Origin of the sequence: Ruminococcus flavefaciens ATCC 19208 (assembly GCF_000518765.1) — a bacterium.
GTDB lineage: Bacteria > Bacillota > Clostridia > Oscillospirales > Ruminococcaceae > Ruminococcus > Ruminococcus flavefaciens.
This window is the reverse complement of record NZ_KI912489.1, coordinates 628,451-636,492: the sequence shown is the minus strand read 5'-3', so window position 1 is coordinate 636,492 and position 8,042 is coordinate 628,451. Positions and strand designations below refer to the sequence as shown.

7 protein-coding genes are annotated in these 8,042 nt (G+C 41.3%); 1 reads left to right on the top strand and 6 read right to left on the bottom strand.

Annotated elements, in window-relative coordinates:
* Positions 1–523: 523 nt before the first annotated feature.
* From L870_RS17230 to L870_RS0109745, 4 genes are all read right to left on the bottom strand, one after another.
* Positions 524–1,138: a pilus assembly FimT family protein gene (locus L870_RS17230; RefSeq protein ID WP_037271724.1), complete on the bottom strand. Its 615-nt coding sequence runs from the start codon at positions 1,136–1,138 to the stop codon at positions 524–526.
* A 209-nt stretch (positions 1,139–1,347) separates the two neighbouring features.
* A complete protein-coding gene (locus L870_RS18550) occupies positions 1,348–1,851 on the bottom strand; it encodes a pilin (protein WP_051411488.1) in 504 nt (167 codons plus the stop codon).
* 748 nt (positions 1,852–2,599) lie between these two features.
* Positions 2,600–3,700 carry a type IV pilus twitching motility protein PilT gene (locus L870_RS0109750; RefSeq protein ID WP_028517995.1) on the bottom strand — a complete coding sequence of 367 codons (1,101 nt, stop codon included), beginning with the start codon at positions 3,698–3,700 and terminating at the stop codon, positions 2,600–2,602.
* A gap of 30 nt (positions 3,701–3,730) precedes the next feature.
* Positions 3,731–5,413 (bottom strand): GspE/PulE family protein, encoded by a 1,683-nt coding sequence (locus L870_RS0109745; RefSeq protein WP_028517994.1) that lies wholly within the window; start codon positions 5,411–5,413, stop codon positions 3,731–3,733.
* Between the two features lie 135 nt (positions 5,414–5,548).
* On the opposite strand from L870_RS0109745, the gene L870_RS0109740 reads away from it, so the two are divergent.
* The gene (locus tag L870_RS0109740) at positions 5,549–6,421 is read left to right on the top strand and encodes a prepilin peptidase (RefSeq protein WP_051411487.1); all 873 of its coding nucleotides are present in this window, start codon (positions 5,549–5,551) and stop codon (positions 6,419–6,421) included.
* A 57-nt stretch (positions 6,422–6,478) separates the two neighbouring features.
* Here the strand turns inward: L870_RS0109740 and L870_RS0109735 are convergent, their stop codons facing one another.
* Both L870_RS0109735 and L870_RS0109730 read right to left on the bottom strand, forming a co-directional pair.
* The gene (locus tag L870_RS0109735; RefSeq protein WP_028517992.1) at positions 6,479–7,510 is read right to left on the bottom strand and encodes a type II secretion system protein; all 1,032 of its coding nucleotides are present in this window, start codon (positions 7,508–7,510) and stop codon (positions 6,479–6,481) included.
* 16 nt (positions 7,511–7,526) lie between these two features.
* Complete coding sequence (locus L870_RS0109730) at positions 7,527–8,027, bottom strand: type IV pilus modification PilV family protein (RefSeq protein WP_028517991.1); 501 nt, start codon at positions 8,025–8,027, stop codon at positions 7,527–7,529.
* Between the last annotated feature and the right edge of the window lie 15 nt (positions 8,028–8,042).

Sequence of the window (8,042 nt, the reverse complement as noted above, 5' to 3'; positions counted from 1 at the left end):
TAAGTAAACTCAAATTATCTCCGTTCGACTTGCATGTGTTAAGCGTGCCGCCAGCGTTCGTCCTGAGCCAGGATCAAACTCTTTATTAAAGTTGTATATTTAAATCTTTCGATTTAGATATCTGATCCAGTTCATAACGCTTGCGTTATTACTCGTTAAAAGTGTTTTTTAGTCTTTTCTTGACTTTCCTTCTTTAAAAAGGAATCTCAAGGGTCGTTACTTTTTCTTATTCGCATTGTTCAATTTTCAAGATGCTGTTTACCGCCCCTTCCGAGACAGCTTTAATATTATATCACTTTCCTTCAGAGTTGTCAAGTAGTTTTTCAAAATTTCTTTGAAAAAATTTTCTCTCGACTTGCTGTTTTTTCCAGCTCCCTGTCGGACAGTGATTATATTATAGCACCCTTTTTGATTTTTGTCAAGGAGAGAGTTTTCAACAATCTTAACACTATACTGTTAAATTCACGCAGTCAGCAGTATTAAGGTATAAAAAAACAGCTGCAAATGCAGCTGTTTATAATCATTACTTTGTAACGACCAATTTCTTTAATGTTTCATCATTTATGGAATTCATAGAGGTATTTCTGAGCTTATCCAAAAGGTCGTTGTCAAGCTCATTCGTCCCCTTTGGATATGTTCCCTTATAATTTCCATTTACGTAGGCTGTATAAACTACCGACTGAACATTATAGTTCTTGACATAGATCTTATAAAATCCTTCGCCACCGGTAATATTATTTATAGCCCTGCTCAAATCACCATTTTTCTTGGAATTTGCAGCTTCATTATCAACAGAGCCATTACTCTTTATTTTTACACCCTTAGAGCCGTTCCAATAAAAATAGAACTCACCATCGCCCATATAAATCTGCTTTCCGATTTCATCCTTGACATCAGTTGCAACTGTCGGATCATTATATTTATTCAGTAAGCTTCTCTCGTTATCACATATACGTGTAACAGCAGTCTGAGCAGCATTAAATACTATCTTAGCTTTTGAATTCGCATCTCTTTCGCGGGCTCTTCTCAAAAAATATCCCCAAGAAGGAATGATAATTGCCATAAGTATACCCATAATAGCAATTACAATAATGAGCTCCATTAAGGTAAAACCTTTTCTGGTCTTTTTCGCCTTCATTAGATATGCACCTCCCAATACAATCTTCACATATATTATATCAAAAAGTTCACATTTTGTCAATAAAGAATCAGACATTCTCTGCAACAATTTTTTTGCACATTTATTGTGCAATTTCGCCGAGAAAATCCCCCTCGATTCTTTGTAAAAAAATGCTCCTCCCAATTGGAAGGAGCATTATTTTTAATTCAAGTATCTAATCGCTTAGATTATGATGCCTTCTTCTTAGCGCCTGCGAGAGCATCGCCGAGCTTGCCTGTGCCGCTGTACTTCTCGTAGTTATCAACTGTAACTACACCAGCAGGTGATGTACCTGTGTAAGTATCGTCAACGCTTACTGCAACAGCCTTGCATACGCCGCCTTCAATGTATGACTGCCATGCGAGCTTGCCAGCCTTCTCCATGTAGTTCATGATCTTCTTTGTTACATCAGCAGCAGAAGCTGTTGTTGTACCTGTGATTGTAGCATCACCTGAACGACCTGCACGGTTGATAGCTGTGATACCAGCTGCATCCTGTGACTCCTCATCGATTTCAACGAGTGATGTGTTGATAGCCTTGAGAAGTGAGTTTGCTGCTGAGTTAGCTGAAGAAACCTTTGACTTCTTTACATAACCGAGCATTGAAGGAACGAGGATTGCTGCGAGAACACCGATGATAGCGATAACAACGATGAGCTCAATAAGTGTAAAACCTTTCTTTGTAGTTTTCATAAGAAAACCCTACTTAAATAATATAGTTTTGTGAAAGCTTTTTGCTTCCACTTCATTTTTGGGTTCGGGGTTTTTTTAACTCCCTTTCCCTTCCCTGTGATTATAGTATACCACCTTATTCACATAATGTCAACAGATTTTGAAAAAAAAATCCATATATCAAGGCACTTTTTACATTGGAACGGTAAATCGGCATATTTTTTTTAGCGTTTCCGTCAAAATGCACAAGTTTCTGTGAATATGTAAAATCAATTATCTTGTTTTTGTTATATTCACAGCTGATTATACGTTTTGTAAACGGATATTTTGACTTCCATATGAACATTTCATTTCCTTTTTTTATGTCTTTTCTGAATATTTCTTTATAATCTTCCTTCAAAAAAACAATTATTTCTGTAATATTGCGTTAATATATTACGAGGTGTAATAAATAAGGCCCATTATTTAAGTAGCAATGTTTTAAGCTGATTTAAGTGATGAGCAGTACACAAAGTCGTTTTTTATAACATTCCGAAGCATATTTCCTCTGCAAAATCCTCTTTGTTGTATTGTATAATAACAATTCAGAGCTTCTTCAGACAGATTCTACTTACTACTCTCCATTCACTAACCGCTTAGACTGTCTATTTTGATTTGGTTTGCAATGCTATGTGCAGAGCTGTCAGCCCCTACGTTCTCAATTCTCAAAACTACTTATTATAATATAAAAGACCGTCGGAAAAATCCGACGGTCTGTGTTATACAGTCATCAACCCTGGAGTGAGCTTCTTGGAGCTCCGCCCATCTGTGAAAGGAAACGATAGAATTCCTGCTTGTCGAGGCACTTTTCGAGAGCATCGACTTCGCCGATAACGTTCTTGGATACAAGTCTTGCAAGCTCCATATCCAGAGACATCATGCCCTGCTGCTTACCTGTCTGGATAGCAGACTGAACAAGGTGGATCTTGTTATCACGGATCATAGCCGAAATAGCATCGGTTACGTTGAGGATTTCCATACAAGCGATACGTCCTGTACCGTCCTTCTTAGGAATAAGTGTCTGTGAGATAACAGCTACCAGGTTATTAGCGAGCTGAGTTCTGATCTGCTGCTGCTGATGCTCAGGGTAAACGTCGATGATACGGTTGATAGTATCAGCGGCAGATGTTGTATGAAGTGTTGACATAACGAGATGTCCTGTTTCAGCGGCGGTTACAGCAGCCTGGATAGTCTCGAAGTCACGCATTTCTCCTACGAGGATTACATCCGGGTCCTCACGGAGAGCAGCTCTCAGAGCAAGAGCGAATGACGGAACGTCGTCGCCGATCTCTCTCTGGTTTACCATACATCTCTTATGCTCGTGAACGTACTCGATAGGATCCTCTACAGTTATAACGTGAGCACTTCTGTTAAGGTTAACGAAGTCGATCATAGCTGCGAGGGTTGTTGATTTACCTGAACCGGTAGGACCTGTTACGAGAACGAGTCCACGGGGACGCATTGCGAAATCTGCAAGGATCGGAGGAAGTCCGAGATCCTCAAGTGTAGGAATATCGTTTCTGAGAAGACGGATAGCGATAGCAGGCTTGCCCTTCTGGAAGTATACGTTTACACGGTGACGGTAACCGCTTCTTGTTGTGAACGAGAAGTCAGTATCGTGGTGATTGTTAACGCTTGTCTGCTGTGCATCGTTTGTCATCTGGTGAACGATGTTGAGTATTTCTTCCTCGTCCATTTCAGGATACTGTGAACGCATAGTTCTGAGTGTACCGTTAAGACGAACAACAGGAGCTATTCTGTCTGTGAAGTGAAGGTCAGAACAACCGAGGAGTCTTACCTCGTCAAGTATTCTATGAATTTCAATTGCCATGTTATTTTCCTCCCTATATAGATAAAGCTATTATACTGTGTATGTAGCTCTTACAAGCTCATCTATAGATGTTTCTCCTGCCATTACGAGTTCAGCAGCGTTGTCACGAAGCAGCTTTGTACCGTTTGCCTTTGCAGCTTTTTCGATATCTTCCTTAGTACCGCCTGCTGCGATGATAGAAGAAACAGTTGTTGTACAGTGAATGATCTCGTGGATAGCAGTTCTTCCTCTGTAGCCTGTGTTGTTGCATACAGGGCAGCCGCCTGCCTCAAAGATCTGTATTGAATGATCCAATCCCATGAGGTCATTTTCTTCGGGAGTTGACATTCTTGGCTTCTTACACTCAGGACAAAGTACCTTTACAAGTCGCTGAGCGATAACACCGATAAGTGAAGTTGCAACCATGTAAGGAGCAACACCCATATCAACAAGACGAACAACTGTCGAAGCAGCGTCGTTTGTATGAAGTGTGGAAAGAACCAAGTGTCCTGTGATAGCGGCACGGATACCGATATCTGCTGTCTCGGTATCACGCATCTCACCGATCATTACTACGTCAGGGTCCTGACGGAGGATAGAACGAAGAGCAGCGGCGAATGTCATACCAGCCTTCGTGTTAACCTGACACTGGTTGATACCATCGATAGCCTTTTCGACAGGGTCCTCAACAGTTACGACGTTTACGTTTGGCTTAGCGATCTCACCAAGAGCAGCGTAAAGTGTAGTTGTTTTACCTGAACCGGTAGGTCCTGTTACGAGGATAACGCCGTGAGGAACTCTCAGCATTGACTCGAACAGTGTATAGTTATAATCAGACATACCCAGATCGGTGATCTTACGAAGAGCGATCTGTCCTGTTGAAAGAATTCGGATAACGATCTTTTCACCGTGTACCATTGGAAGTGAGGATACACGGACATCAAGTGTTGTTCCGTCAACGACCTGTGTGAAACGGCCGTCCTGCGGGATTCTCTTTTCAGCGATGTTCATACCGCTGATGAGCTTGAAACGTGTTGTCAGCGCACTGTGAACTGCACTTGAGATGTTCATGAGTTCAACGAGGTCGCCGTTTACACGGATACGGATTCTTGTATACTTGTCAAATGGCTCGATATGAATATCGGTAGCGTCTGCTCTGTATGAGTTTTCAACGATAGTAGTTGCAAGCTTAACGATAGGTGCGCTTTCAACTCTGTCCTTAGACTCGATATCAGCCTCGGACATTTCACCGAGGTCGCCGCCCATACTTGAAACACCTTCCAGAACGCTGTCAACGTTCTGCATTGAGTAGCACTTACCGATAGCCTTGTTGATAGCCGATGTTGTTGCAAGAACAGGAACGGTATCCATACCTGTAGAAACCTTGATGTCCTCGAGGACGATAAAGTTTACAGGGTCATTAGTTGCAACTGTAAGACGCTTACCTTGTACATTGATAGCGATTACAGTGTGCTTTCTTGCAAGTGCCTCAGGAACCATCTGTACAGCATCGCTATTGATCTCGATATTGTCGAGGTCTACATACTGAACTCTCAGGTTTCCAGCCAGTGCCTTTGCGAAGTTAACTTCTGACATGAATCCCAGCTCAACAACAACGTCACCAAATTTCTTTGAACCGTTTGATGCTTTCTGAGCTTCAAGTACCTGCTGAAGCTGTTCGCTTGTGATAAGCCCTTGATTGACTAAGTAGTCACCAATTCTCTCGTTTCTCATAAAAAACCTCCGCTTATTTTCTGAACATCAGACATATCCGTCATACGCCTGATATTCTAAAATTGTACTTGAATTTTCCATAATTTATGTTATAATAAGATTATGTACTTTATAATATGAAGGAGGGGTAAAATCATGTTTGAATTTGAAAATATGCTCCACGATGAATTTACCGAGCTACCTTTCAAGATCATGTTTTACGTCATCATTTTCCTTTTCGGCATCTGTATCGGAAGCTTCCTCAACGTTGTCATTTTAAGACTTCCCGCAGGCGAGTCGGTACTCGGAATTGGAAAAACAAAAGAGGACAAAGAAAAAGCTTCACACTGTATGACCTGCGGTGCCAAGATCAGACCCATTGATCTGATCCCCGTTTTCAGCTGGCTGATGCTGAGGGGAAAATGTCACAGCTGCGGTCAGAAGATCTCACCGCGCTACCCTATCGTAGAGTCACTGAACGGATTCCTCTACGTTCTGACGTTTTTTGCTTTGGATATTAATGTTAAATCCATAATAACCTGCGTTTTAATGTCGCTCCTTATCTGTATAGGATTTATCGACTGGGATACAAAGGATATTTACGTCAGCATGGTTGCCGTTATTCTTATCCTTGCGATCCCACTGCATCTTTTCTACTCACGCGAGTATCATGATGTAAGTCTCAAGAGCCGCATAATCGGTGCATTCATAATCAGTGTACCCTTCTTTCTTATCGGTGAGATCAGCCGACCGATCATCAGGAAGAAGTTCGGTGAAGACTTCAGAGCGATAGAACTTGGTGATACATATCTCATGTTTGCAGCAGGTGCGTTTCTTGGAACGCGGGCTGTTATCGCTTCAACATTTGTTGGAATCATGACCGCCGCTATCGGAGGCCTCATAGTCAAGAAACTTACTAATGATTCAAAGTTTGCATTTGGTCCGTTTCTTGCAATCGGAATTGCTATCGGAAGCTTATGCGGAAATCAGATCGCTCAATGGTATCTGAATTTACTTCCTACCGAGTAAAAACAGTAAAAAATAAGTACAGGCAGCAGCATTAACTGCTGCCTGTTTTTTTACTTATTAATACATTTCATCTGTATATGCGTATACAAAATAGATGTCGTTCTGGAAATCGAATGTAGAGCTTGCATACTTATCACAGCTTACTGCATAACCTACAGCGCCATCACCCTGAAGCTTTACAGGATCGCCTTCTGCCTCCATCATAGGTCTTTTAACACCCTTTGGAGAAGAACTGTGATTTTCTCTTATTGCAATATTTGTAAGAGGAAGATTAGCGATCTGTACCGATACAGGACTTGCAAAAGCTCTGCATGCCTTCTGAGATCCAAAGGCCGGAATGTCAATTGATCCGGTGTCCTTCTTGTCAAGAACTATTGATACTGCAAGTGTTGTTGCAGAGATACCTGTCGGGCTGTCCTCGATATCCTTATCAAGTGCCCTGTAAACAACATCTCTGTCGATCTTTGCCTTTGCAGCATCATCAAGATCAGAATCAGGCGGCATTTTTACAACCTTGAGGTTTGAAGAACCCAATGCATAATTGTAATTATACACTGAATCCACAGCATCGAAGAAAGCTTTGTTGAGGTCTGCTGTCTCAGTATAAGCTGATGTTGACGATATTGGAATATTGGATGTAAATCCGTATACTCTGTGGATTATCTGACCTCTTGGAACCTCTTCTCCGCTTTTCAGCTTTGTATCGCTGTTGCAAAGCTTGATAACATGAATGTTACCCTTCATATAATTAGCTTTATTGCCATCATATGTTACTGTATTTTCAAAGTGTTCCTTACGGAATGTTTCTACAAGCTTTGCAATGTCTTCGTCGTCTACACCGTTGACACCGTTAAAGTCCAGCTTATCGGTTGTGCCGACATATACATCTTCTGCATACTCCAGCTTACCCTGAAGGTAAAGCTGGATATTATTTGCATAAGAATATGTTTTTTCTGCAAGGGCTGTCTTCTGGAACAGCCTTTGCACAGGACCTGTAAGAGCCATAACTGCAACCATAAGGATAGAGAATATTGCCATTACAACTATAAGCTCAACGAGAGTAAAGCCCTTTTTAATACGTTTTTTCATAGACTTACCCCCTTGATTACTCTGTTTCTTCCGGCTCTTCAGCAGGTTTTATATCGAAGAAATCAAGATTAAGCTTACCGTTTGCTTTCTTTCTCATATCATCGATCTCCTCAGCAGTCATTCCGGCTGTTATAAGCTCTTCTGTAGAATACTTATCAGCCTTCATGTCTACCTGTACCGAACCGCTTTCACCATACGGATGTTCAACATATGTTTTAGTCTTCTCGTCATATGTCCAATATGTACCGCTGGCATTGATCTTGACAGATATATCCATCTCTTCACTGTGCAGTTTCTTTTCTTTTCCATCCTCATCTGTACCAACTACAGAGTAATGATTAGCTGCATACGGCGACTCGACAACTACCTTGTTTTTAAGGTTATTAGCTGCTTTTGAGGTTGCATCAATATGTGTTCCCACAAGTATGAGCAAGCCGCCCATTATTGCGAATATGAAGATCGAAATGATCATTTCGATCAGAGTCATGCCCTTCAGCTTCTTTTTGCTTTTTTTCATAAGAACATTCCTCCT

Bases quoted from the DNA above. Each gene is read 5' to 3' on its own strand.
- L870_RS17230 (WP_037271724.1), bottom strand. From the start codon at position 1,138: ATGAAGGCGAAAAAGACCAGAAAAGGTTTTACCTTAATGGAGCTCATT.
- L870_RS18550 (WP_051411488.1), bottom strand. From the start codon at position 1,851: ATGAAAACTACAAAGAAAGGTTTTACACTTATTGAGCTCATCGTTGTT.
- L870_RS0109750 (WP_028517995.1), bottom strand. From the start codon at position 3,700: ATGGCAATTGAAATTCATAGAATACTTGACGAGGTAAGACTCCTCGGT.
- L870_RS0109745 (WP_028517994.1), bottom strand. From the start codon at position 5,413: ATGAGAAACGAGAGAATTGGTGACTACTTAGTCAATCAAGGGCTTATC.
- L870_RS0109740 (WP_051411487.1), top strand. From the start codon at position 5,549: ATGTTTGAATTTGAAAATATGCTCCACGATGAATTTACCGAGCTACCT.
- L870_RS0109735 (WP_028517992.1), bottom strand. From the start codon at position 7,510: ATGAAAAAACGTATTAAAAAGGGCTTTACTCTCGTTGAGCTTATAGTT.
- L870_RS0109730 (WP_028517991.1), bottom strand. From the start codon at position 8,027: ATGAAAAAAAGCAAAAAGAAGCTGAAGGGCATGACTCTGATCGAAATG.